Raw genomic sequence first — 25676 nt, 5'->3', positions numbered from 1 at the left:
CACTAAAATAGATAGACGTTACTCTTCCCTGTAACGCCTGATTACCCGATTCGGTGTATATATGACCAGAAAAAGCGATTTTATTTCGGCGGTTGAGCCAAGTCTTCGAGTGGATTACGAATCGATATACCGGCTACGTTGAAACACGAATTCTGATTGTCGCTTTTGCACTCGAACAAGTCAAATGACTCGACGCCCTTATCTAACCGCTCGAAATAGAGAATGAACGGCACTTTTTCATCATTCTTGATGTCGCGGCTATCGGGCGACATCGGAATGCCTTCTGTTTTCAACAAGGCGTAGGTTTTCCTGCCGTCTGAAGTGGCCAGAATCGCTTTCGGATTGAATGAAATACTGCTGGAGCCGTAATAATTATTGTTGCGGTCGGTGCGGTCTTTGCCAAACGTCATGTAGACAACCGTGTAGCTGGCCGTCAGCCGAATATCGGTCACCTTAATATCGGGGTCCTGCGAATGGCCCAGCCCACCCTGGGGGTCGGGATAGAGCCGTTGCTGAAAACCAGCAATCGGCTGATTGGGCTGATAATATTCAACACCGTCGGCGGGGGCGTTCACGGTTGCCGGACGGTTCGAGGTACAGGCCGAAACCAGCAGCAGGAGGGCGATGAAGGCTTTCATACAGTTAAATTACGTCCTTTCGCCCATATAACCAAGAAGTTAAGCGCTCTGTTTTTCGGATATCTCTGCCGATAGCGCATCCCATATTTTGTCGTATACGGCCGTAGCTGACAGGGATTTTCCCACGTTTCGGCTGCTCACAAAAACCGGGTGGTGTTCTGGTGCGGTGCCAATCCGTCCGTGCGAACCTTTGATGAGCGCAGCGTCTAACGAAATCACATTCATCAGGTAGCGGAAGCCGAGCAGCTTGCGTCCTAATTTATACCCCGCTTTGAGTTTAATGAGGGGGTTGGTCTGGTCCATAAACAACTCAACGGGGTCGTAGCCGGGTTTCTGGTGGATAGCCACCAACCGGGCAAAATCCGGGGCGCGGGCGTCATCGAGCCAGTAATAATACGTAAACCAACTGTGGGCATCTGCCATGATCACCAGGTCGCCGGAGCGTTCGTGGTCAATGTGGTATTGCTTCTGCTGCTCTTTGTCTAAGATCAACTCAATGCCGGGTACTTTTTCCAGCAAGGCACGAACTTCACCGGCAACTGCCGGATCGTTGATATACACATGAGCAATCTGGTGGTCGGGGGTGGCAAAGGCGGGCGATGCACCGGCATCGAATAGTTCCAGACCGCGCTCTTCACGGTAGCGGATCAGGCCTGCTTCGCGCAGAATCCGGTTGATGTGAATCGGGCGGCTAACGTTCGTGATGCCATATTCCGACAGCACAATGACTTCGGCATTTTGGTGCTCGTAGAACTGAATCAGGTCGCGGCAAACGTCGTCGATTGCGCGGAGGTCCGTGGCAATTTTCGCGAAATCCTGCCCGGACCGCCCCGGCGGTGATGCGGCATTCCGACCGGCGGGACCGCCGAATTTTTGCAGGCAGTAATCTAAATGGGGCAAATAAATCAGCGTCAGCGTGGGGTTGTGCCATTTATCCACCAGCATCGACGCGTCGGCAATCCAGCGGGTGCTTTTGATAGTCGTGGCCGGTCCCCAGAATTGAAAGAGGGGAAACTGGCCGAGTTCTTTCTGGAGCCGGTCACGAAGGTCGCCGGGATGCGTGTAGCAATCGGGAATCTTCAGCCCGTCGGATGGGTACTGGGGTCGGGGTGTGGCCGAAAAATCGGCGGTGGAGTACATGTTGTACCACCAGAACATTTTTGAGACTGTGAAATTAGGGTCGATTTTTTTGGCCCGGTCCCAGATTTTCTCGCCCGACACAAGCTTGTTGGATTGCTTCCAGAATTTGACTTCGGCATCGGTTCGGTCATACCAGCCATTGCCAACAATGCCGGTTTCGTTCGGCCACTTGCCCGTTACGTAGGTCGCTTGTACCGAGGTCGTCACGGCGGGCAGCATGGGGTCGATGGTCGCCTGGTGTTTACCGGCAAACCACTGTTTCAGGAAGGGCGTGTGCTCGCCAATCAGCGAATACGACAGGCCCACTACGTCGAGTACTACGGTCTTTTGCATATTTATTTAATGAATAATGGGTAATGTACAATGAAGCAACCCGGTGAAGTGCATTATCCATTATCCATTATCCATCATCCACTTCATCTCCCGTTCAATCGAGTCAACCAGGTCTTTTTTTAAGTCATCTGGCAGCACGCCCCAGGTATAGGTTTCCACCTCCAACTGATTGGTAAATTGCCGCTCGGCCTGTAACTGCAGCACCTCCCGAATGTCGTCCTGGGTAGACTGTAAAAGGCCGTAATCTGCCACGAACAGGGGCACATGAAAATGCGACCGCCATTCGGCGTGGTCATCAGTAAGCCCCGCCAGCGCGTCGGGCAAATCCCGAAAACGCAGGAGTTCACCCGAATTAGTACGGGCTACAACCTGGTGCAGATACGTTGGCTCGTTGAACTGGGCAAACGCCTGCCGAACGGCTTCGCGGCCTTCTTTGTCTTCAGGAAACTCTGCTTTTAAAGCCGCGCTGATTTGAATTTTACCGACCCGCAGGCCGTAATTTTTCAACTTGTCCAGTACCTCCGTCGGGCGTTCGTAGCCAACGGCAAAGTGGCATACATCGTAGCACAGCCGGACATGTTCGCAAATAGTCGCTTCGGCTTCGTCGTCGGTCAGGCCGAATTGTTCGGTCAGTTGTTCGATGCCCATCGGCAGCAGGTAATCCGTGAACCAGGCAATAAACTCATCGGCAGTTTCGATGACGCCATCCGGTTCGGGTTCCAGATCGAGGTGCATCAGCCGGTCGGTTTGTTGCCGTAGCCGTACCAGTTCGCTCACAACTTCGAGCACATTCTGCGTTGTCTGCGAGAAAATGTAGTCGCGGGCGGCTGGTTGCTCCCACTCAAACCAGTGGCGGTAGGAGAGGGGTGAGCTTGAAACCCCGCCGGGAATGGCGTTGCCCAGCTCATCGACTGGCAGCAGCACCGACAGTATCCGAAACAGCCGCTTCGTGTAGTCGACCCGCGCTTCGGTTGTCCAGTCGGGTGCATGCACCTGATCCTTGACAACCGTGTTGTGAAACCCGCCGAACGGGAAGCCGTTCATGGTGAACACATACGCCTTGTTTTCGGCTAACCACTGTTGAAAATTGACAAGGTTTTCGGGTTGTTCCAGGTCTTCACTGGCCTGATTCGACAACCGCAGACCAATACCAAACGGCGCACCGGGCGACAGGCGTTTTTTTAGCTCAGGCACCGCTTGTTGCAAGGCCGCAAAATGATCGGCCCATGATTCGCCCGCGTGGATGTTGGTGCAATAGCCGAGGTGTCCGAGGGGAGTTTTCATTTGGTTATTTTAACACAGAGCCTGTATGATAAATTTCTCTGTGCTCGCCGTGGAATCTTCGTTCCTCTGTGTTTAAGAAATCATTACTGATTAACCAGTTCCTGTTCGCGCAGTGTGGCAATGGCTCGCCGGACGAGGTCGGTATCAATTTCATGCACTTCCACGCCCAGCCCAATGCCCTGCAACAACATAATGGTCAGTTGCCCGCCGAGGTGTTCGCGAAATTCGGCGAGTCCTTTTAGCACACCCGTACTGTCGTCGGCGTCGAGCATGGGTTGATAGAGTGAGAAGCCCAGTGTGCGTAATGTTTTCAGAATGCGGTTCGCGTCGGTGGGTGTGAGCCAGCCGAGTTGTTGCGAATAGAGCGTATCCACCGCAATGCCAATGGCAACGGCTTCGCCATGGCGCAACTCAAAATTGGTCAGTTGCTCCAGTTTGTGGGCGCTCCAGTGGCCAAAGTCAAGCGGTCGGGATGACCCCATCTCAAACGGATCGCCACCCGCAATATGTTGTAAATGCAGTTCAGCACAGCGATGCACCAGGTACCGCATGGCCGTCATGTCTCGTGCGGCCAGGGCCAGCACATTGGCTTCGAGCCACTCAAAAAACGGCCTGTCTTTAATAAGCGCCACTTTAATGGCTTCCGATATGCCCGACCGCCAGTCGCGGTCATCGAGCGTGGTCAGGAAATCGCTGTCGTTGAAGACCGCAATGGGCGGAACGAACGTACCGAGGAAATTTTTCTTAGCCTGGTAGTTCACCCCATTCTTAACACCCACACCCGAATCATTTTGCGACAAAACAGTGGTTGGAATGCGAATGTGGCGAATGCCCCGGTGCGAAATGGCGGCTGCAAAGCCGACCAAATCCAGCACCGAGCCGCCCCCGATAGCCACCACATACGAGTGCCGGTCGATGCCGTAGCGATCCACGGCATCGACAATCTGACTGACTAAGGCCGGGTCGTTTTTCGCAGCCTCGCCCCCCGGAATCAGCAGTATATCAGGAATAAAATCGACAAGAGCCGGGTAGTGGCCGAAATAGGTAGTGATCGCTGTCGATAAATTGGGATGTGAATCGGCCACACCCGAGTCGATCACAAACAGCAGTTTTTTCGTCGTCTCGTCGGCCTGCTGAATAAGGAAGTCGGCAAGGAGTGAATTAGTCGTTGTGAAAAGCTTTTCGGTAAAGAAAACAGTATACGTGAATCGAACCGTGAAAGCCTGTTGCAAATGGCTCATCGCATAATCGGATAAAACTCAAAATTACCCAATAAACAACAGGAATGCTATAAAAATGCCCCATACGAAACGGATTTGCCACCGAAACGAACTTACCTGAAGGATGCGGCTCGAAAACAGATAGTTTGGCGAAAGAAATCCAGTGAACCAATTCTGACTGATTGCGTCACCAGAACAAAACTTTATACTTCACGGCTCCATAAAGCCGCCAGTAAACGGATAGAAAGGGCGTAGCTAAGGCCATCAATACAACGTGCCTGATGATCGTTTGATTCAGGGGCGAATGAGGCAGGTGCCGCATGATTAGGTCAGCCGATACAATGAGCCAAATGCCCAGGCCCAGCAGCGCGATAACCCCCTGACCAGCCAGCAGGCTAATCAAACCGATGGCTACACTAACGACCGACGTATAGTTTTCAAGGATTTGCCGCCGATAGGATGGAATACGTTCCCGAAACAGATTCGGATGGCGTTTGTAGAGCAAGGCATCGTAACTGTTTTTTCGTTCGTCCTGTAGTAGTCCGTACCACGGATATGGGCGAATAGGATAGACCACCACCGCTTCGGGGCACTTGCCGATGGGAATTCCTGCCTGAATGAATTTAAACTGGAGGTCACTGTCTTCGCGCCAGGCCGTATCGAACGCTTCCTCAAAGCCCCTAACCCGCTCCAGGGTCGACTTCCGGCAGAAACAGTTGGCCGATATAAAGTCGGTTCTGCGTAGGATCGTGGCTGTTTGATCGAGTGGGGTGGGGTTGTTGGGTAACAATACCCGGAGTTGTCCGCTCATGACCTGGGCACCCCGCTGAAAACAAATCAGGGCCGACGACAGCCAGTTGGGTTCGGGCAGGCAGTCGTCGTCGGTGAAGGCAATAATGCGTCCGCGCGCGGCTCGCCAGCCCCGGTTGCGGGCAGCCGCCGGGCCACGTCGTTCGGGCTGGCTCAGATAACGGACTTCCAATGGCCCTCCATCGCGGGCTACCTGTTTGGCAAAAAGCAGTACGGCGGTTTCGGTTTCGGGCGAGTTCCCTTCATCGACAACGATAATTTCAAACTGGTCGCGTGACAATCGTTGACGACCCAGCGCATCGAGGCATTTGAGCAACAGCGCCGGTTGTTGATACGTTGGGATCACGACCGAAAATTCAGGTAGCATAGCAGGAGGTAAAGTAGGATGTTGGATAATGGCAGGAATATAATTTGCAGAGTGTGACTGCTTTACCCCGATGAAACAAGCTGGTCGTCTGAAAATTATAGGTTAACCGACCTGTTGCAAAAACCTGACCAAAGTGAAAAAATTAGGTTAACGTTTTCAATTTTATTTGCCTAAGTAACTGTAATTCAAAGACTTGACTATTTAATGAATGTTAGCCGATAAAGATTGGCATAGTAGACCGCCCGTTTATCTTTGCAATTCCATCTGTTTTTCAATTGTCTATGTCTCGCATTGCCTTAATTACCGGCGCCACTTCTGGTATTGGCCGCGCCACCGCCGAAGCCTTCGCCGATCTCGACTTTCGATTGATTCTTTGTGGCCGTCGGCAGGATCGCCTGGATGAGTTGCAGGAACGGCTCAGTCAGCAGACGGCTGTGACCACGCTGCACTTCGACGTCCGCAACTGGGTTGACGTACACGAGTCCATCAACACGCTGCCGGAGGAGTGGCAAATGATTGATATTCTGGTTAATAATGCCGGAAATGCACACGGTATGTCGCCGATTCAGGACGGTGATCCCGCCGACTGGGACCAGATGATCGACGGAAATGTGCAGGGATTGCTCTACGTATCGAAGGCCGTTATTCCGGGCATGGTTGCCCGCAAACGGGGGCATATTGTAAACCTGAGTTCGGTAGCTGGTAAGGAGACCTATGCTAACGGAGCCGTGTACTGTGCCAGTAAAGCCGCCGTGGAAGCCCTAAGCACCGGTATGCGGCTGGATTTGACCCAACATGGGATTAAAGTGACGAATATCGCGCCCGGAGCGGTTGAAACGGAGTTTTCGGTCGTTCGTTTCAAAGGCGACACCGACCGGGCCGCCAGGATATACGAAGGATTTACGCCCCTCACCGCCGAGGATATTGCCGATACGATTGTCTTCGCCGTAATGGCCCCTGCTCACGTCACCATCGCCGATATGACGATTCTGGCCAGTGTACAGGCCGCACCCACCACAATTTATAGGAAATAAAGTCGACTATTGATTTCTACAACTCAATAGGTCTTGGTCATGTCGGCGGGAATGGCCAGGACAAAATCGGCCAGATTCCGATTGTCATCGGCGGGATTATCCGTATCGGATAGCTCGACCGACGAAAGGGTTAAAATTTTCAACGGTTGGGTCTTCCCGGTTGGTCGTTGCTGACGCAGATACCAGACAATTCCCTCGAAGTTTTTGGAATGATAGTCGCCGTTAAAATGCAGCAGCGTCTGGCCTGGTTTCAGGTTTTGCCGAATAAAATGGGCCATTGTCGCATCTTTAATAGCCTGAGCCTGGGCAAAATTAGCGGCCAACTCAGTCGTTGCGCCGTGCGGATTGGGACTGGCATGGCTGTCGGTTCCGCCTTTGGGCGTAGTTCCTGCCATCATGGCCATCATCGCTTTGTAGCCGGGCAGGGTTAAATCGACGGTTAGCGGGAGGGGCGCCATCTGCCGTTTCGCTTCTGCCGAAATCGTATCGAGGGCGGTTAATCCCTGTCGCGAAACCAGCCGGGCATATCGGCGCGGCACGTTGGTGGCGATGAACGGAATATGCTGCTCACGGGCAAAGTCGGCAATTGGTTTGTAATCCGTATCGAAATTGGGCCAGAGCCTTGCCTGGCCAGCCAGTTGGCTGGCCGTTGATCGACCCTGTACGTAGTCGTTGAGAACGGTCTGGTTGTCGGTCTCGAACATTTCGGCCCCCAGCACTACGTTGCCCGGTTTTCGGGCCTGCAAATCTTTGGTTAGCTGGAGTTCGAGCCAGTGACAGATGGGGTTGTTGTGCAATTCGCCAAACAGCACGACATCGGCATCAGCGGCCTGCCGAAGCAGCTTAGCATACGTTGTTGCTTTCAAATTCGGCGTATAAAGCCGGTAGGCCGGTTTATCGGGACCATCCAGTCCGGGGCCATCCAGTCGGGACCGGGAAGCAGCCAGGAAAAGGCACAACAGGAGCAGCGTAAAGCGCATGAGTGGGAGATGACGTTTCGTAGAGTAACGTGCAAACGGTGTGATAGAGTTTACCACCGGCACGGCGGGGCCGAACCGCCCAACTTCGCAACTAATCAGGCTTACAAATAGTTACCCGTCTGGTTGCCAGCGGACTTGTCGCTTTGGCAGAATTCCCACCCTTTTTATGAATCTGTTAGAAACCCTCCGTCAGTTTCCGGCCTTTGAGAACGTGCCTGATGAGCAGCTTTCCTGGTTTATCGACCAGTCGGAAGAAACAACTTTTCCCAGCGAAGCCGTCATAAACAAACCCGATGCGCCCGCCGATTACCTGATACTGCTGCTGGATGGCCGCATCCGGATCGATGCCGGAACCAATGGCGCTGGTGATGAACTACTCACCTACGAGCCGCAGTCAATTCTGGGCCTATTGCCCTTTTCGCGGATGAAGAACTTTCCGAACTGGATTATGGCCGCAAGCCCGGTTCGGGTGCTTCGGCTCCACCGCGACCGCCTGCCCGACCTGATCCATACCTGTTATGAACTGACCGAAGCGTTTGTGCATCAGATGACCACCCGCGTTCGGGATTTTACCAAACTGACCCAGCAAAACGAGCGGATGGCCTCGCTGGGACGGTTGTCGGCGGGGCTGGCCCATGAACTGAACAACCCCGTGGCGGCCGTTGTTCGCTCTGCCGATACCCTCAAAACACACATGCGGGCCACTCCCGAAGCCTTCAAGGCCATTATGCACCTGAACCTGACCGACGAGCAGGTAGACTCGGTTAATGTTGTGTTTTTCAAGAAGTTAGATAAGCAACTGTCGCTTAATTCAACCCAGCGGCTTACCTTGCTCGAACGCAGCAGTCTGGAAGATGACGTAACCGACTGGCTCGACGATCACGGCGTTGACGACCGTAGCGACGGACCGAGCGTAGATTTAGCCGGGCCGCTGGTTGAGTATGGGTTCACGGTCGATGATCTGGACTGGATTCTGGAAAAAATTGGGGACGCTAATCTGGCGGGTGTGGCCAACTGGTTAGTCAATAATTTAGTGACCGAAAAATTGGTCCTGGATATTAGTGAAGCCTCAAAGCGGATTTCTACCCTCGTTAACTCCATCAAAAACTACACCCACATGGACCGGGGGGCTGGGAAGGAGCACGTTAAGCTTGCCGACGGTATTCGCAGTACACTCACGTTGCTGGATCATAAAGTCAGAAGCAAACACATCGTAGTAACTGTCGATCTGCCCGACGACCTGCCCGCCGTTTGTGGCTGGCCCGGCGAACTGAATCAGGTCTGGACGAACCTGATCGACAACGCTATCGACGCCCTGCCCGACGGTGGCAAACTCGTCATCAGCAGTCAATGGGATAAACGCCCGGATGGGTCAGAATTTGTGCTGACAAAACTTACCGATACTGGTTCGGGAATTCCTGCCGATATTCGGGATAAAATATTTGAGCCGTTCTTTACGACCAAAGAAATTGGCAAAGGCACGGGTCTTGGCCTCGACATTGTGCAGGGCATTGTGAAGCACCATAACGGCTCCATTAAAGTAGATTCGGAACCCGGCCATACCGAGTTTAGTGTTTGTTTACCCATAAACTAATGAATTATGAAGAATGAATAGCTCTATGGCATTATTCATTGTACATTCTTCATTTTATACACATCAACCTATGCGGCTTCCCATCATTTTCTCCATCGACGACGACCCACAGGTGTTGCAGGCTATTCAACACGATTTGCGGCAGCAATACCGAAAAAAATACCGTATTCTCTGCACCAGTTCGGCGCGCGAAGCCCTCGAATCGCTGCCCGAATTGAAGAAGAAAGGCGAGGAAGTAGCCCTGTTCCTCTCCGACCAGCGCATGCCCGATATGACTGGTGTTGAATTACTGACGCAGGCCCGCAAGGTATTCCCCAATGCCAAGCGGGCTTTGCTAACGGCCTACTCGGACATTGATGCTGCCGTTCGGGCGATCAACGAGGTGCAGTTGGATTATTACATTGCCAAACCCTGGGACCCACCCGAAGAAAAACTTTACCCCGTTCTGGACGATCTGCTCGGCGACTGGCAGTCTAACTATCGGCCCGCTTTTGAGGGGCTGAAGTTGATTGGGTATCAGTTTTCGCCCAATTCACATGAGTTGAAAGATTTTCTGGCGGGTAACCTGTTTCCTTATCAGTGGCTTAATATCGAGACTGACCCCCAGGCGCAGGAACTCCTTGATCTACACGGTATTGATCGAGCCGATTTGCCTGCCATTGTCCTCGAAGATGGTACGATCCTCAAGCAGCCAGGCCTGAGTGATGTTGGCGAAAAATTAGGGCTTCAGCCCAAAGCTTCCAAAAGCCTGTATGATCTGGCCATTATTGGGGCGGGTCCTGCCGGGTTGGCGGCTGCGGTTTATGGCGGCTCCGAAGGACTGCGAACGATTCTGGTCGATAAACGCGCTCCCGGTGGTCAGGCTGGTACAAGTTCGCGCATTGAAAACTACCTTGGCTTTCCGAGTGGCCTCAGCGGAGCCGATCTCACCCGGCGGGCCATAACCCAGGCGCAGCGGTTTGGGGTGGAGTTTCTGGCCCCGCAGGAGGTCGTTTCCATCAAGTCGCAGGGGCAGTACAAGCACATTAAGATGGCCGACGACAGCGAAGTTGTGGCGCGGGCCATTGTGCTGAGTACGGGCGTTGCGTACCACAAACTCGATAACGAAAGTCTCGATAAATACACCGGAGCCGGGGTTTACTACGGCGCTGCCACGACCGAAGCGTATGCCTTCAAGGGCAAAACGGTTTACATTGTCGGGGGCGGAAATTCAGCCGGTCAGGGGGCTATGTATCTGTCAAGAACGGCCGCCGAGGTGTTTATCTGTATACGCCGGGCCAGCCTCACCGAAACGATGTCGCAGTACCTTATCGACCAGATCGACCGAACGCCAAACATTACGGTGCTGGGTTGTACGGAGGTTGTGCAGGGATTGGGCAAAGAGCAACTGGAGTGTTTGGTGCTGGAGGATATGAACTCGAAAGAACGCCGGACGGTGCAGGCTGCCGGGTTGTTTATTTTCATCGGCACCAAACCCTTTACCGACTGGATTGAGATGAACATCATTAAAGACCCGAACGGATTCATTGCTACGGGCCGCGATTTGGCCAGGTATGCCGACTTTAAAAAAGTCTGGCGACACGATCGGGAGCCGTATCTGCTCGAAACCTGCAGCGCGGGTATTTTTGCGGCTGGCGATGTGCGTTCGGGGGCTATGAACCGCGTAGCAGCGGCCGTAGGCGAGGGGGCTATGGCCGTGAGCTTCGTCCATAAATACCTGGCAGAGAACTAAAAACCAAATAACGTTAATTTATAATCTGTTTAGGCTTACTTATTTTTGGTCGGTTTCACCCCTAAATCCCCTAAAGGGGACTTTACTCATTCTTGGACAAAGTCCCCTTTAGGGGATGTAGGGGTGAAGGTGAGCTGATAGCCTAGTGGATTAATCTGTGTCAACTCAGAACTTAACAGCCCTGCCCTTTAGGGGATTTAGGGGTGAAACCGGCTGGCAAACCCATTAATAGGCCTTAACGAGAAACCCTAAATAGGTTCTTAGGATTAAAACTTTGCTTTTTAGTAGTTTAAGTGCCGTAGCGATCACACCAATTCCCCACTGGTTTTACTCAATGACAGGCCACTCCTCTTTATCCCAGCGAAGTTCTTTACTGAGCAGTTTAGACTTTCCGTTGTCGGTGGCATCATACCCATGATAAATCAGGTAGTCACGACCGTCGAAGGTGTAGGTTGCGCTATGACCAACGCCATACCAATCGCTGTCGCCCTGCAACACGACTGTCCCGCCCCCCTGCGTCATTGGTCTCCCAGCCCGGTCGAGGTAGGGTCCCGTAACACGGGCCGAGCGACCAACCATAAGTTTATAGGTGCTTTTAGGCCCCCGGCAGCAATAATCGAACGAAACGAACAGGTAATAATACGTGCCTTTCCGAAACAGGAATGGCGCTTCAATGGCGCCATTCCCGGCCTCTTTGCTGCCGGTTGTGTCGGTGCGCGGGCGGCTGGCCAGCGTGTACCACTCCGGCGGACTGGCAGGAGCGCGTAAATCATCGCCCAGCCGAACGAGTTTGATGCCTTCCCAGAAGGAGCCGAAGGTCAGCCAGGCTTTCCCCAGCGAATCCACGAACAGGTTTGGATCAATAGCGTTCCAGGTATCCCGGCCCGGCACCGACTGGATCACCAGACCCTGGTCGACCCAGCGATAGGTGGGGTCGGCAGGCTGCAGGGTGGTGTTCGTTGCCAGCCCAATGGCCGACGAGTTTTTGCCGAAGACTGACGATGAATAATACAGGTAATAACGGCCATTGTGGTACGAAATATCCGGCGCCCACAGGTCGTTGGGCCGTGTGGCGGGGTTGGCCTGGGTTGTCCAGGCGGGGGCCGCGTCGAATACGGACTTTTCGGCCTTCCAGTGAACCCGGTCGGTCGATGACCACTGGCGGATACCCTTCCCTGTAGCAAAGACGTAGTAGGTGCTGTCCTGCCGAATCATGACCGGGTCATGCACTGAAATCGGCGGCACGCTCTGTCCCCGCGCAACCGATACGCTAAGCAGCACAACCGGCAGAACACCCTCGAAAAGCCAGTTTCGGCACTTTCTTTTCAGGCGATTGTTTTTCATAATCAATGACTTAGCCTGCCTCACCTGGCTGCTTATTCGTTACTTCGCCGAAAACTCGTACATCGTTGTTGTCCTGTAGGTCTGACCCGGACGCAGCACCGTCGTGGGAAAGGAGGGATGATTTGGCGAGTCGGGATAATGCTGGGTTTCGAGACAGAGTGCGTAGCGTTTTTTGTACAGGACCCCTTCGCGCCCAATCACTTTACCGCTTAAATTATTACTACTGTAAAACTGAACGGAAGGCTCCGTCGTGCGAACGACCATTATGCGCCCACTAACTGGTTCGTACACCGTAGCCGCCACCTTTAAGGAACTGACCGCGCCATTCAGTATCCAGGCATGGTCGTAGCCACCCCCGTGCTTAATCTGGGTGTCTGTCGTGTCATTAATGCGGGCGCCAATGGCCGTTGGTCTGGTAAAGTCGAAGGGCGTACCAGCTACGGGTTTCAGTTCGCCGGTCGGAATCATCGCTTTGTCTACCGCCAGGAACCGGTCGGCGTTGAGCGTCACAATGTGGTCGAGGACGTCGCGTTTGGCCCCGCCCGTCAGGTTGAAATAGGTGTGATTTGTCAGGTTAACGACCGTCGGTTTATCGGTTGTAGCCTGATAATCAATTCGGAGCGCGTTGTTTTTTTGGAGCGTGTACGTTACGGTAACCAGTAAGTTGCCGGGGTAGCCCTCCTCGCCGTCCTTTGAGGTATAACTCAGCTTAAGCGCGGGTTCGTTGCCATCCACCGGTGTGGCAGCCCAGAGCACTTTGTCGAAACCGACTTTGCCGCCGTGAATATGATTCCCCGAATTGTTCGTAAACAACGTATAGGTGTTTCCGTCCAGCGTGAAATTTCCTTTGGCGATGCGATTGCCATACCGGCCAACCAAGGCCCCAAACATTGGATTTCGGGTTATATACTCTTCCGGCGTGGCCAGGCCGAGCGTAACGTCGTCAAACTTGCCGGTCCGGTCGGGGGCCGTCAACGAAACAATAATGCCCCCATAGTTGGTGATGCCGGCGGTCATGCCGGCCGCATTCCGCAGCGTGTAGAGGTCAGCTTCGCGGCCATCGGGCAGTCGGCTGAAAGCAGATTTTTCAATGCCTGGCTTGTGGTTGCCCGCTACGTCTCCAACGGGTCGGGCTATGGCGGCTAAGCAACCTGTCGACAGCGTCAGGGTCAGAAATTGAGTCAGTACATGCATGAGCGTAAATAGTTTAGAGAGAAATCGGTCGGGTCTGTCAGTATCCCTGTCCGTAATAGGCATCTTTGCCATGTTTGCGTTCGTAATGCTTCATCCGGAGCGTGTCTTTAATGCGCGGAGTACTGGGGTTAATCTGGAGGGTCAGATACGCCATACGGGCCAGTTCTTCCAATACGGCGGAGTTATACACCGCTTTTTCGGCGGTTTTGCCCCAGGTAAAGGGCCCGTGGTTTTGCAGCAAGACCATTTCCACTTCGTTGTGCGACAGGTTTTTTTTGGCGAAACAGTCGAAAATCTGGTTACCCGTCTCGTGTTCATAATCACCCTGAATCATGGCATCGGTGAGGGCAGGGGCGCAGGGGATATCCTGGTGGGTGTGGTCGGCGTGGGTTGTTCCGAAAATAGGAATGTCCATACCGGCCTGTGCCCAGGCTACAGCATAGGTGCTGTGTGTATGCACAATTCCTCCAAGGTCGTCCCAGGTTTTGTAGAGCAGGGCGTGTGTTTTTGTATCCGACGAAGGGCGCATCATGCCCTCCACCACCTTTGCCTCATAATCACAGATTACAATGTCGTAGGGTGTCAGTTCGTCGTAGGGTACACCACTGGGTTTAATGGCAAACACGCCCCGTTCACGGTCGACGGCGCTGACATTACCAAAGGTAAACAACACCAGCCCTAACCTGGGGAGCTGCATGTTGGCTTCGTAGCATTCTTCTTTTAAGGTTGTGTACATGGGTAATGAGCGAATGAGTGAATGCGCGAATGAGTGAGAGTTTTTGCGTCAGCCGCTCGTTCGCTCATTCACTCGTTTATAATTCCAGCACCACCACCGACACCGGCGGCAGCGTTACGGATAAAGTAGTGCCGGAGAGTTTGGCGCCGGTGAAAGCTGCGGGCTTGATTTTAGCCGGATTCTCGAATGTGTTATGGTCCTGGAATCTGGTTGAGGTCAACACCCGCCCGGTCACGCCCGAAGGATTAATGCCTTTCAGATTGATCGAAATTTCCTGTGATTTACCCGGATCGATGTTCACCAGCGAGATATGCACCTTGCCCGCCTTGTCGCGCGATGCCGAGACCGACATGGCCGGGAGTTTGTCAGTCCCCACGCTGTAGTCGTCCGATTTAACATCGACGGGCAACAGCGTAGCATCCTGATGAACGTTGTACATTTCCAGCACGTGATAGGTTGGGGTGAGCAGAATTTTCTCCCCCTTCGTCAGAATCACCGCCTGCAGGACATTGATGGCCTGGGCTAAATTCGCCATCCGAACGCGGTCGGCATGGTTGTGGAAAATATTCAGTGTTACGCCTGCCAGCATGGCATCGCGCATGGTGTTTTGCTGGTATAGAAACCCCGGATTGGTGCCCGGTTCGACGTTGTACCACGCGCCCCATTCGTCCACGACCAGGGCTACTTTCTTCTGCGGGTCGTACTTGTCCATGATGGCCGAGTGCTTCTGAATCAGTTCGTCCATCCGCAGGGCTTGTTTCAGCGTTCGGAAATACTCTGCTTCCGTGAAATTGGTTGCCGAGCCTTTCTTGCCGTCGTCCCAGCTAAACACCGAATAGTGGTGCATGGCCACGCCTTCGACCATAGTCACCGGAATGTTTTTCATGAGCGTTTCGGTCCAGTTGTAATCGTCGGAACTGGCGCCGGACGCAATCCGAAAAATCGTTTCCTTGCCCACCTGCGGGTTCATGAACGTGCTGTACTGCCGGTAGATGTTGGCATAATAGTCGGGTTTCATGTTTCCCCCGCAGCCCCAGGCTTCGTTGCCCACACCCCAGTAGCGAACGTTCCAGGGTTTGTCGCGCCCGTTTTGCTGCCGCAGGTTCGACATGGGACTGTTTTTTTCGAAGTTCACGTACTGCACCCATTCGCTCAAATCCTGCACCGTGCCGCTGCCGACGTTGCCCGCCAGATACGGCTCTGTATCGAGTAATTCGCACATATTCAGGAAGTCGTGCGTACCGAAACTGTTGTCTTCGGTAACACCACCCCACCACGTATTGACGATTTTTGGTCGTTTGATTTTCGGGCCGATACCATCTTTCCAGTGATATGTATCGGCAAAACAGCCGCCCGGCCAGCGCAGATTAGGGATTTTCATCGTTTTGAGAGCCTCAATCACATCCAGCCGAACCCCATTTTTGTTCGGTATTTTTGCGTTGCTTTCACCCACATAAAAACCATCGTAAATGCATCGGCCGAGGTGTTCGGCAAAGTGGCCGTAGATGTGGCGGTTAATGACCGTACTGGCACCCTCGGCGTTGACGGTCACCTTGTTTTGGCCAAACGTACTCAGCGACAGGCTTAAAAGGCAGAGAGTTAGGTATTTTTTCATAGATGTTTTTTCTGTATTTGCTATGAACAGTTTTTGTTATTCCGACGAAGGAAGAATGACAAAAACTGCTACCGATAAGCCGCTTCACTCCAGCGCAGCTCGTTCTTTAGCTGCCGCAGGGTCGTGTTTCGGTCGATGACAACCAGTTCCACGCCGAAGATGTCGGCGAACTCGTCGATATGGTCGGTTGTCAGATTCTGGCTATAAACGGTATGATGCGCCCCACCCGCCAGAATCCAGGCCGCACAACCGGTTGGCATGTCGGGCATGGGTTTCCACAAGGCGCGAGCGACCGGTAAGTTGGGCAGGGCTTCCGGTGCGTCGACAGCCTCTACTTCGTTAACCAACAGCCGGAACCGATTGCCCATGTCGATGAGCGATACATTGATGGCCGGACCCGCCGGAGCGTTGAACACCAATCGAACCGGGTCGGCCTTGCCGCCGATGCCCAGCGGATGAATTTCGCAGGTTGGCTTGCCAGCCGCTATACTTGGGCAGATTTCGAGCATGTGTGAGCCAAGCACGAGCGGAGTGGCGGAACGGTCGGACGGGTCGGCGAAATGGTAGGTGTAATCTTCCATGAACGAGTTGCCACCGGGCAATCCGGCCGCCATCACTTTCAGGGTGCGAACCATCGCCGAGGTTTTCCAGTCGCCTTCCCCACCGAAGCCGTAGCCGTCGGCCATCAGCCGCTGTGAAGCAATACCCGGCAACTGCGTCATGCCGTGCAGGTCTTCAAAGGTGTCGGTATATGCCTGGAAATTCCCGTCTTTCAGGAAGGCCCGCAGCCCAAGCTCAATTTTAGCCGCATCGCGCAGCGAACGGTGCCGGGTGCCACCGCGTTGGAGCGAGTCCATCAGCGTGTAGCTGTCGGCGTATTCGGCAACTAACCGGTCAACGTCGGCGTCCATGACCTGGTTAATGACGGCCACTAAATCGCCGATGCCGTGCGTATTGACCGACAAGCCAAACGTTATTTCGGCGGCTACTTTATCCCCATCGGTTACGGCTACCTGCCGCATGTTATCCCCAAAACGAACGACGTTCATCGTCTTCAGTTCGTGGGCGGCAACGGCTACCCGCGCCCAGGCAGCAACCTTCTCAAGCACGTCCGGCTGTTGCCAGAATCCCACAACGACTTTGCGGTTCAGCCGCATCCTCGACATCATAAACCCGAACTCCCGGTCGCCATGGGCCGACTGGTTGAGGTTCATAAAATCCATGTCGATATTTTCCCAGGGAATGTCGCGGTTGAATTGCGTATGGAGGTGAAGCAACGGCTTTTTCAGGATGGTCAGGCCCCGAATCCACATTTTAGCGGGCGAAAACGTATGCATCCAGGTAATGATACCCACGCAGGTTGGCGCTACGTTGGCTTCCTGGCAGATGGCATAGATTTCGTCCGGTGTTTTCACGACAGGTTTGAACAAAACCCGCACGGGTATCTGCGGGTCCTGATTCAGAAATTCGGCAATGATTTGTGAATGATCATCGACCTGCCTCAGGGTTTCTTCCCCATATAAATGCTGGCTCCCGGTGACGAACCAGATTTCGTACTGTTTTAAATTAAGCATTCGGTAATGGATAATGACTAATGAACAATAACTAAGTAAATCGCTCAGGCGAGTGGCCTGTGGGGCTACATAGCGTTAGCCAGTGACGGCGCGCGAATCAATCCGTTTTCGACGAAGCTGCCCAGTTTCAGGTACTTCTGATAGAGCCGTTCGTAGGTTACCGACTGTTCCGGACGGGGGTAGTATTCGGCGTCGAATCCCGAACCCATCGCCTGTTGGGCGGCTTCCATCGTTGGGTGAACGCCAGCCGCTACGGCCGCACACATGGCCGCTCCCAGCGCGCATGCCTGATCGGAACTGGCCACCTGAATGGGCTTATTGAGCACATCGGCGAGGGTTTGCATCACAAACGGTGATTTTTTGGCCACGCCCCCAATGGCAATTACCTTTTTAATCGGGACGCCCTCCTGCACGAATCGGTCTACAATGCTGCGTGAGCCAAAGGCGGTCGCTTCGACCAATGCCTTGAATACGTTCGCGGCATCAGTGCCCAGATCAAGTCCCGATAAGGCCGCTTTCAGGGTGTGGTTCGCATCGGGTGTCCGGCGGCCATTTATCCAGTCCAGCGCAATCAAATCGTTCTCCGTAACGGGCAACTGAGCGGCCTGAGCCGACAAATGCGGAATAAGCTGACGGCTCAGTGCCTCGGCGGCTTCATGGCCCAGCAACTCCCGCACGGGGCCGGTGATCAGACGGGCGAACCAGGCATACAGATCCCCAAACGCCGACTGCCCCGCTTCCAGCCCCAGCATCCCCGGCACAACGGACCCATCGACCTGACCGCAAATGCCCCGGATGAGCCGGTGACCAATTTCTTCCGGTCCGCCGGTGCGGTTGGGCGCCATCAGAATGTCGCAGGTGGAGGTGCCGATGATGCGGACAAAGGCGTATGGCTCGATTTCGGCACCGATAGCGCCCATGTGCGCGTCAAACGCACCAACGCCAATCACTACGCTGGTCGACAGTCCCAGTCTCTCCGCCCATTCCGGCGAGAGGTGGCCCATCGGCTGATCGGCTGTATGGGTGTCGGTGAACAGCCGGTCGCGAAGACCGCGTAACAGGGGGTCGAGCCGGGTCAGGAATTCATCGGACGGCAGGCCGTCGAATTCGCTGTGCCAGAGCGCTTTATGGCCAGCCGCGCACCGCGACCGGCGTAGCGCCAGCGGGTTGGTGTTGCCCGTCAGTACGGCCGGGATCCAGTCGCAGTGTTCGACCCACGAGAAAGCATGTTCCCGAACGGTTTCATCGACACGCAGCGTTCGGAGTAGTTTGGCCCAGAACCACTCCGAGGAGTAGATGCCGCCAACGTATTTGGTATAATCGGTATCCCAGTGGTGAGCGAGGTCATTGATTTCGTCGGCTTCGGCGTTGGCAGTATGGTCTTTCCAGAGAATGAACATGCCGTTCGGATTTTCGGCAAAATCGGGCCGCAGGGCAAGGGGTAAACCGGTTTCATCAACGGCGCAGGGTGTGGAGCCGGTGGTATCAATGGAAATGCCCACGACCTGCTGCCGAACGTTGGCGGGGGACTGGGCTAAAGCCCCGTTGAGGGTGGCCTCCAGCCCTTCGAGGTAGTCGAGTGGGTGTTGCCGAAACTGCGACTGGGCCGGGTTGCAGTACAGCCCCTGTTTCCAGCGCACGTATTCGTGAACGTGCGTTCCAACGGCTTCTCCCGTTTGTGCATTGACGACTAAGGCCCTGACGGAGTCACTGCCAAAATCGACACCGATAACATAGTGATTGTTCATGGCCTGATTTCTGGTTAAACCTGTAAGGTCTCGGATGTTTAGTGAACCCATAAAGGCTGCGGGACCCGACCGGGCGGAGCAACCCCTACAACACTCGAACCCGAATGACCGAAAATGACCGGGGTTCCACTGTCAGGGAAAGGGATTTCTTTCGGACATCTACCGGAATCCGCTGCTCGACCGGACTCACGTTGGTTGCATTCTCGAATGAGTTTACGGCATCGAGCGCGTTGTTTTTAAGTAAGATTAGCTTGCCGTTTGCAGCGAGTTTTTTTACTCCATCGAGCTGTATGGTGCGTGCCTGCGCTTTGTCCGATACGTTGGCGACTTTCAGAATCACTTCGTTGTGCGGTTCTTACCATCGACTTTCCAGCCCATCAACGGCCTGAAAAACTCGAACGACCGGTTCTTAACCATCTCGGCGTAAATGCCACCGTCGGCACCGAAGTTGATATCTTCAAAAAATACGCCCCACATCGTCGGCTGAATTTCGGCAACGGGTTGCGCTACGTTCACCCGCAGGACGGGTGGTGGCTGGGCGTGGGTGAAGCCGATCGCTGTGAGCAGCAGGATAACGGGTATGCTCAGTTGGTTCATGTTGCAGGATTACTAAATTAGTGCTTCACTAAAATAGATTCTGTAGATACTATTGCCCTGATTGTCAGCTACAATAGCCTTAACAAAATCCATAGAAACTAAAGTGGACGAGGACTCGACAATGAGGTTTCCTGCGAAGGCCTTACGCCAATGTCAATTCTGCCAGTTCAGGCAAAAAGGTGTAGTAGCCGTCTAAGTATTTTTGATATTTCTCCGCATTGAGGGTATAAAGCTGGGCTTTCTTGGTAATGGAATGGCTGTCTTTCTCGCCTGTTCCCAGCAACAAATTCGTGGCCATGATCTTCCGGCTGAAGTTGCGCCGGTCGAGCTGAGTGTCGTAAATGGCTTCGTAGAGTTTTTGCAGTTGGGGAAGGGTAAATTTCTTTGGCAGCAGCTCAAAGCCAATGGGGTGCAGGGCCGCTTTGTAGCGCAACCGCTGAAGCGCCACCGACACCATCTGGTCGTGGTCGAAAATGAGCGTTGGTTTGTTTTCTAAACGAATCCACGACGCGTTATGAGACTGGATAGTCGTTACGTCCTGATCCGCAATATTGACTAATGAGTAATAGACAACGGAGATGGTACGCTCAACGGGGTCCCGCTGTACTGTACCGAACGTTTGAAGTTGCTCTAAATAGTTGTTGCGAAGGCCCGTCAGATTGTATAGGACTCGCCCGGCAGCTTCTTCCAGGTCTTCGTCTTGGTTCAGAAATCCACCCATTAGCGACCACCGTCCGTGTTCTGGCTCAAAATTCCGTTTAATCAGGAGCAGTTTCAGGGCTTCGCCATCAAAGCCAAAGATGATGCAATCCAGGGCAATAAGAATACGGGTATTATGTTGGTAGGAGGATATCATGCGGATAAATGGCCAAAACGTGTATTTCTAACACATTGAACGTGTATTTATGACACAATAATAGAATTGTAAACTTATTTTTCCCAATATTACCAAAGATTTTTTTATACAGTAGTAAGCCTGGGAAACAGGCTATTAGACAGCAGCTAATCGAAATCTTAGGTAGCTTTCCCGGATGTATAAACACTTTTTTCATGCTTAAACGAACCCTCTGTGACCATCTTTCTTCGCTGACCGAAATTCGCCAGGCCAGCCAGTACGTGTGTGAAGAGTGCATTAAAACCGGCGATTCGTGGGTACACCTCCGCACCTGCCAGACCTGCGGTGCTACACTGTGCTGCGACTCATCGCCGAATAAACACGCCACGAAGCATTTTCGGGCCAGTCAACACCCGGTTGTCATCTCGGCTGAACCGGGCGAACGGTGGCTGTGGTGTTATGCCGATGAGCAACTGGCTGACTATTAAACAAGGAGCCTGTGATCCAGTTTATAGGTTCACGGATGCTACTGAAATTAGTGACGGTTGATACGTGAACCGTAAACAGACTACGATACACCTGAATGAGCAGACAAGTACTTACGCACTATCAGCGTGTCCGGGCGCACTCTGAAGCCATTTGCCAGGGTCTCGAAACGGAGGATTATGTTGTTCAGCCCGTTGCCGACGTTAGCCCGCCAAAGTGGCACTTAGGCCACACCACCTGGTTCTGGGAAACGTTCGTATTGGTTCCTTACCAAGCTGGTTATCAGCCTTTCCACGACGATTTTAGCTATGTGTTCAATAGCTATTACGAGACCATTGGCAAGCGCGTTCTACGCACCGACCGCGGTAATCTTAGTCGTCCGACGGTGGCGGGCGTGTATGCCTATCGTGCTTATGTCGATGACCACATGCGCCGGTTTTTAATGTCTCCCGACATTTCGTCTGACCTGCAATCGCTGCTGGAACTTGGTTTGAATCACGAGCAGCAGCATCAGGAACTGCTCATCACCGACATAAAGTACATTCTGGGTCATAATCCGCTGCTTCCGGCCATTCAGATGCCTGTTGTTGAGCATCAGCCGCAACCGCCTGTTTCGCCCGTAGTTGTTGAGGCTGGCATTTATACCATTGGCTACCAGGCTGATAGCCAGAACGGGTTTCGTTTTGATAATGAATTAGGGCCGCACAAAGTGTATCTGAACAACACGGTATTGTCGGGGAATCTGGTCACGAATGGTGAATACCTTGCCTTCATTGACGCCGGGGGGTATCAGGACTTTCGATACTGGCTGTCCGATGGCTGGGCGTGGATTAACAGGAACGACATTCAATCTCCCCTATACTGGCACCGGGTCGAGGGCTCGTGGTGGCACTACACCTTCGACGGACTACAGCCCATTGACCCAATCGCTCCAGTTTGTCATGTGAGCCACTACGAAGCCGATGCGTTTGCCCGCTGGCGGGGGCAGCGTTTGCCCACTGAATTCGAATGGGAAGTAGCGGCCCTGGACTCAGCCAGCCATCGACTCAATTGGGGTGCGCTTTGGGAGTGGACCAACTCAGCTTACCTGCCCTATCCCGGCTTTACAACCGCCGAAGGAGCGGTGGGCGAATACAACGGTAAATTCATGAGCGGTCAGATGGTGCTGCGGGGTGCGTCGGTGGCTACACCGGAAGGGCACTCCCGGCCAACCTACCGCAATTTTTTTCAACCTAACCAACGATGGCAATACACGGGAATACGCCTGGTGCGGGGAGCATAGAGCAAGCGCCAGGCCTACAACAGGTAGGTGGCCTGCTAACCCCTATCCTTAACCCACTTTCCCAGGCGCTGGCCGGAGAAGTGTGGGCAGGCCTGCAGAAACTACCCAAACGACTATCGTCGCGGTTTTTCTACGATGCAGAAGGGAGCCGGATCTTTGCCGAGATTATGCGCTCGCCCGAGTATTACCTGACCCGATCCGAATACGAGATTCTGGACACCTACAAGGCTGATTTAGTACAGCAATTTCAACCTGACGACCGTCCGTTTGACCTGGTTGAATTAGGGGCGGGTGACGGGCTGAAAACAAAAATTCTACTCCAGTTTTTTCAGAATCAGTCGATTGACTTTACGTATGCGCCGGTCGATATTTCTGCCGATGCGCTCGATAGGTTAGTGGCCGATGTTCGTAAGCAATGGCCTGATTTACAGATTAACCCCTGTCATGGCGATTATTTCAGCGCCTTAAATCAACTATCGGCTAAAACGAATGCCCGAAAAGTTGTGCTGTTTCTTGGCTCGAACATCGGCAATTTTACGCCCGAGGAAGCGATTGATTTTTACCATCAGCTCCACCTTCGCTTACAGCCTGGCGATCAGGTGCTGACGGGGTTCGATCTGCAAAAACACCCGGCCATCATTCAGGCTGCCTACAACGACCGGCAGGGTCTCACGCGGGCCTTCAACCTGAATCTGCTTCGGCGAATCAATACCGAACTTGGGGCTAACTTCGACCTGGCGGCCTTCGATCATTACGAAGTTTATAATCCAGAAACGGGGGAGGCTCGTTCCTATTTGGTGAGCCAGAAAGCGCAGACGGTTCGGATCGACGCGCTGGGCATGATGGTGCCGTTTCACTACGGCGAAATTATCCATACCGAAATATCCCGCAAGTTCACCCGCACCCAGATTGAACAATTGGCGGAGCAAACCGGGTTTTCGCTCACCAACTGGTATACAGATTGCAAAGACTACTTTGCCGATGTGGTGTTTACCCGATAACCTCAGAAACTACCACTCAACGGGGGCAAGCCCTTTGCTTTCCAGATACTCGTTTGCCTGGCTAAAGTGTTTATTGCCGAACCAGCCCCCCCATTGAGCCGCCATGGGCGAGGGGTGTTTGGATTTCAAGACCAGGTGTTTTTTGCTGTCGATAATTGCGCCTTTCTTCTGGGCATAAGCGCCCCAAAGCATGAAGACGACGTGCTGCTTCTCATCTGAAATCACGTTGATGACTGCATCGGTGAAGGTTTCCCAGCCTTTGCCCTGATGCGACCCCGCCTGCCCCGCCCGCACCGTTAGGGTGGCGTTGAGCAACATGACGCCCTGTTTAGCCCAGCGTTCGAGATTACCCGACCTGGGAACAGGTTTGCCTAAATCATCCTGAATTTCCTTGAAGATATTGACCAGCGAGGGCGGTTTTGTAATGCCATCGGCAACGGAAAAAGCCAGCCCGTTGGCCTGCCCATCGCCATGATAGGGGTCCTGACCGAGAATAACCACACGAACATCGGCGAAACTGCACGTATCGAACGCATTGAAAATCAGACGACCGGGTGGATAAACTCGCTGCGTGCTGTACTCCTGTCGTAAAAATTCGGCCAGTTGACCGAAATAAGGCTTGTTAAATTCAGATTGCAGCGGAATTTGCCACGATTCGGCAATGGATACGTTCATGGGTGGGGAACTGATAAAGGTGATTCGGCATTATACGCCTACAAACGCCGGAAACCGCTCTTCAAAAATATTTTGAGGGCGGCTCTTGCGTAACAAAACTAATCAACTTAATTTTCGTTCTAAGGTTGCAAAACGACACGAATATATATGGTTTCGTCCGTCACAGAAGGTGTGAAAGTTAGCGTGAAGACAGAGTATCAGTCCGAATACTCGAGTCCGCTTCAGGCGCACTACGTGTTCACCTACCGGGTCACTATCGAAAACGCCAGCGATTATACCATTCAGTTGCTTCGGCGGCATTGGTTGATCTTTGATTCAAACGGCACCGTTCGCGAAGTTGAAGGCGAGGGGGTGATAGGTCTACAGCCGGTGCTCGAACCCGGCGAAGTCCATGAATATGTGTCGGGCTGTAACCTCCGGTCAAGTATCGGAAAAATGACGGGTACGTACCTCGTTGAGCGAATCATCGATGGTAAACAGGTTCGTGTTACCATCCCCGAATTCACAATGGTCGTGCCCTATAAACTAAATTAATGAAAATGCATACTGTTGAATGTGTTCACGGGCGATCCTGAATCAGTAGCAGTTAGCACAGGTGACATTCATTAGCCATTGTTCATTAATTAGTACCCATTTTGCTTCTCGCTTACCTTCGCTATTTAAGTCGCGCCCGCGACGAACATTCGCTTCACTCACCTTTTCTTTTTGGGGTATACACACAGGTTGTTCGTGTTCGACACGGTCAAAAGAGTCTGTTTGCTCCGATTCGGACGTTGCGGAACGAACTGCGCCGAAGCCGTCAGTTAATCACGATTACGGATTTCGGTGCCGGGTCTAAAGTCAATGCATCCCGGCAGCGGACCCTGGGCGATATTGCCCGTCATTCGCAGAAACCAGCCCGGTTTGGGCGATTGTTGTTCCGGCTCATCCAGCGGTTTAGGGCAAAAACCATCGTCGATTTGGGTACGTCGCTTGGGCTGACCACTGCGTATCTGGCCGAAGCCACCAGGCTCTATGACGGGCGCGTGCTTACCTTTGAGGGCTGTCCGGAAACGGCCCGCACCGCCCGGCAGAACTTCGGCCGGCTGGGCCTGACGAATGTAGAAATCGTTGTCGGAAATTTAGATCAAACCCTGGCCCCGCAACTGGCTGCACTTGGCCCGGTCGATTTTGTTTTCTTCGATGCCAACCATCGCTATGAACCAACCGTACGCTACTTCGAAGCGTGTTTGGCGAACCGACATAACGACACCGTCTTTGTAGTCGATGACATCCACTGGTCAACCGAAATGGAGCAGGCCTGGGCCTACATTAAAGCCCACCCGGCGGTGAGCGTAACGGTCGATTTGTTCTGGCTGGGGTTGGTTTTCTTTCGCACCGAACAGCCGAAGCAGGATTTTGTCCTGCGGTTTTGACGGAAAAGTCTGAAAATAACGTTACCTTTCTAAAGGCGTTTT

At 53.2% G+C, this 25676-nt stretch carries 24 protein-coding genes; 8 read left to right on the top strand and 16 right to left on the bottom strand.

Annotation, left to right across the window (positions count from 1 at the left end):
- Positions 1-80: 80 nt before the first annotated feature.
- From ACYVI1_RS03235 to ACYVI1_RS03215, 5 genes are all read right to left on the bottom strand, one after another.
- Complete coding sequence (locus ACYVI1_RS03235) at positions 81-638, bottom strand: hypothetical protein (protein WP_460906634.1); 558 nt, start codon at positions 636-638, stop codon at positions 81-83.
- 39 nt (positions 639-677) lie between these two features.
- Complete coding sequence (locus ACYVI1_RS03230; protein WP_460906632.1) at positions 678-2111, bottom strand: alkaline phosphatase family protein; 1434 nt, start codon at positions 2109-2111, stop codon at positions 678-680.
- 60 nt (positions 2112-2171) lie between these two features.
- Positions 2172-3395: a metabolite traffic protein EboE gene (gene eboE, locus ACYVI1_RS03225; protein WP_460906630.1), complete on the bottom strand. Its 1224-nt coding sequence runs from the start codon at positions 3393-3395 to the stop codon at positions 2172-2174.
- A gap of 83 nt (positions 3396-3478) precedes the next feature.
- On the bottom strand, positions 3479-4636 hold the full coding sequence (locus ACYVI1_RS03220; protein WP_460906628.1) for a 3-dehydroquinate synthase: 1158 nt from the start codon (positions 4634-4636) through the stop codon (positions 3479-3481).
- Between the two features lie 166 nt (positions 4637-4802).
- Positions 4803-5792, bottom strand: a complete 990-nt coding sequence (locus ACYVI1_RS03215; protein WP_460906626.1) for a glycosyltransferase family 2 protein — start codon at positions 5790-5792, stop codon at positions 4803-4805.
- Between the two features lie 281 nt (positions 5793-6073).
- Between ACYVI1_RS03215 and ACYVI1_RS03210 the strand changes: the two genes are divergently transcribed.
- A complete protein-coding gene (locus ACYVI1_RS03210; protein WP_460906624.1) occupies positions 6074-6826 on the top strand; it encodes an SDR family NAD(P)-dependent oxidoreductase in 753 nt (250 codons plus the stop codon).
- Between the two features lie 23 nt (positions 6827-6849).
- On the opposite strand, the gene ACYVI1_RS03205 is transcribed toward ACYVI1_RS03210, so the two are convergent.
- A complete protein-coding gene (locus tag ACYVI1_RS03205; protein ID WP_460906622.1) occupies positions 6850-7806 on the bottom strand; it encodes a ChaN family lipoprotein in 957 nt (318 codons plus the stop codon).
- A gap of 166 nt (positions 7807-7972) precedes the next feature.
- Here ACYVI1_RS03205 and ACYVI1_RS03200 point away from each other — a divergent pair, with 166 nt between their 5' ends.
- Together ACYVI1_RS03200 and ACYVI1_RS03195 are read left to right on the top strand one after the other, a co-directional pair.
- Positions 7973-9400 carry a sensor histidine kinase gene (locus ACYVI1_RS03200; RefSeq protein WP_460906620.1) on the top strand — a complete coding sequence of 476 codons (1428 nt, stop codon included), beginning with the start codon at positions 7973-7975 and terminating at the stop codon, positions 9398-9400.
- A gap of 70 nt (positions 9401-9470) precedes the next feature.
- A complete protein-coding gene (locus ACYVI1_RS03195; protein ID WP_460906618.1) occupies positions 9471-11132 on the top strand; it encodes an NAD(P)/FAD-dependent oxidoreductase in 1662 nt (553 codons plus the stop codon).
- Between the two features lie 327 nt (positions 11133-11459).
- Here the strand turns inward: ACYVI1_RS03195 and ACYVI1_RS03190 are convergent, their stop codons facing one another.
- The 9 genes from ACYVI1_RS03190 to ACYVI1_RS03150 all read right to left on the bottom strand — a co-directional run bounded on the left by ACYVI1_RS03190 (position 11460) and on the right by ACYVI1_RS03150 (position 20793).
- Positions 11460-12476, bottom strand: coding sequence for a family 43 glycosylhydrolase (locus tag ACYVI1_RS03190; protein WP_460906616.1), 1017 nt, complete (start codon positions 12474-12476; stop codon positions 11460-11462).
- A 39-nt stretch (positions 12477-12515) separates the two neighbouring features.
- Positions 12516-13670 carry an aldose epimerase family protein gene (locus ACYVI1_RS03185; RefSeq protein ID WP_460906614.1) on the bottom strand — a complete coding sequence of 385 codons (1155 nt, stop codon included), beginning with the start codon at positions 13668-13670 and terminating at the stop codon, positions 12516-12518.
- A gap of 37 nt (positions 13671-13707) precedes the next feature.
- A complete protein-coding gene (locus ACYVI1_RS03180) occupies positions 13708-14406 on the bottom strand; it encodes an L-ribulose-5-phosphate 4-epimerase (protein WP_460906612.1) in 699 nt (232 codons plus the stop codon).
- Positions 14407-14482: 76 nt separating this feature from the next.
- Complete coding sequence (locus tag ACYVI1_RS03175; RefSeq protein ID WP_460906610.1) at positions 14483-16021, bottom strand: alpha-N-arabinofuranosidase; 1539 nt, start codon at positions 16019-16021, stop codon at positions 14483-14485.
- Positions 16022-16089: 68 nt separating this feature from the next.
- Complete coding sequence (araA, locus tag ACYVI1_RS03170; RefSeq protein WP_460906608.1) at positions 16090-17595, bottom strand: L-arabinose isomerase; 1506 nt, start codon at positions 17593-17595, stop codon at positions 16090-16092.
- Positions 17596-17660: 65 nt separating this feature from the next.
- Positions 17661-19343: a ribulokinase gene (locus ACYVI1_RS03165; protein WP_460906606.1), complete on the bottom strand. Its 1683-nt coding sequence runs from the start codon at positions 19341-19343 to the stop codon at positions 17661-17663.
- Between the two features lie 85 nt (positions 19344-19428).
- Positions 19429-19683 carry an alpha-L-arabinofuranosidase C-terminal domain-containing protein gene (locus ACYVI1_RS03160; protein WP_460906604.1) on the bottom strand — a complete coding sequence of 85 codons (255 nt, stop codon included), beginning with the start codon at positions 19681-19683 and terminating at the stop codon, positions 19429-19431.
- Positions 19680-19940 carry a hypothetical protein gene (locus tag ACYVI1_RS03155; RefSeq protein ID WP_460906602.1) on the bottom strand — a complete coding sequence of 87 codons (261 nt, stop codon included), beginning with the start codon at positions 19938-19940 and terminating at the stop codon, positions 19680-19682. Before ACYVI1_RS03155 ends, ACYVI1_RS03160 begins: the two co-directional genes overlap by 4 nt.
- A 142-nt stretch (positions 19941-20082) precedes the next feature.
- Complete coding sequence (locus ACYVI1_RS03150) at positions 20083-20793, bottom strand: NUDIX hydrolase (protein WP_460906802.1); 711 nt, start codon at positions 20791-20793, stop codon at positions 20083-20085.
- A 197-nt stretch (positions 20794-20990) separates the two neighbouring features.
- Between ACYVI1_RS03150 and ACYVI1_RS03145 the strand changes: the two genes are divergently transcribed.
- The 3 genes from ACYVI1_RS03145 to egtD all read left to right on the top strand — a co-directional run bounded on the left by ACYVI1_RS03145 (position 20991) and on the right by egtD (position 23544).
- Positions 20991-21263 carry a UBP-type zinc finger domain-containing protein gene (locus tag ACYVI1_RS03145; RefSeq protein WP_460906600.1) on the top strand — a complete coding sequence of 91 codons (273 nt, stop codon included), beginning with the start codon at positions 20991-20993 and terminating at the stop codon, positions 21261-21263.
- A gap of 95 nt (positions 21264-21358) precedes the next feature.
- Positions 21359-22543, top strand: coding sequence for an ergothioneine biosynthesis protein EgtB (gene egtB / locus ACYVI1_RS03140; RefSeq protein WP_460906598.1), 1185 nt, complete (start codon positions 21359-21361; stop codon positions 22541-22543).
- On the top strand, positions 22504-23544 hold the full coding sequence (egtD, locus tag ACYVI1_RS03135; RefSeq protein WP_460906596.1) for an L-histidine N(alpha)-methyltransferase: 1041 nt from the start codon (positions 22504-22506) through the stop codon (positions 23542-23544). Before egtB ends, egtD begins: the two co-directional genes overlap by 40 nt.
- Positions 23545-23553: 9 nt before the next feature.
- On the opposite strand, the gene ung is transcribed toward egtD, so the two are convergent.
- Complete coding sequence (ung, locus tag ACYVI1_RS03130) at positions 23554-24219, bottom strand: uracil-DNA glycosylase (RefSeq protein WP_460906594.1); 666 nt, start codon at positions 24217-24219, stop codon at positions 23554-23556.
- 147 nt (positions 24220-24366) lie between these two features.
- On the opposite strand from ung, the gene apaG reads away from it, so the two are divergent.
- A complete protein-coding gene (apaG, locus tag ACYVI1_RS03125; protein ID WP_460906593.1) occupies positions 24367-24753 on the top strand; it encodes a Co2+/Mg2+ efflux protein ApaG in 387 nt (128 codons plus the stop codon).
- A 101-nt stretch (positions 24754-24854) separates the two neighbouring features.
- Positions 24855-25634, top strand: a complete 780-nt coding sequence (locus ACYVI1_RS03120; RefSeq protein WP_460906591.1) for an O-methyltransferase — start codon at positions 24855-24857, stop codon at positions 25632-25634.
- Positions 25635-25676: the final 42 nt, after the last annotated feature.

Source organism: Spirosoma areae (genome assembly GCF_054781775.1).
The sequence above is the reverse complement of the archived record's forward strand: the minus strand, read 5'-3'. Positions and strand labels throughout refer to the sequence as shown.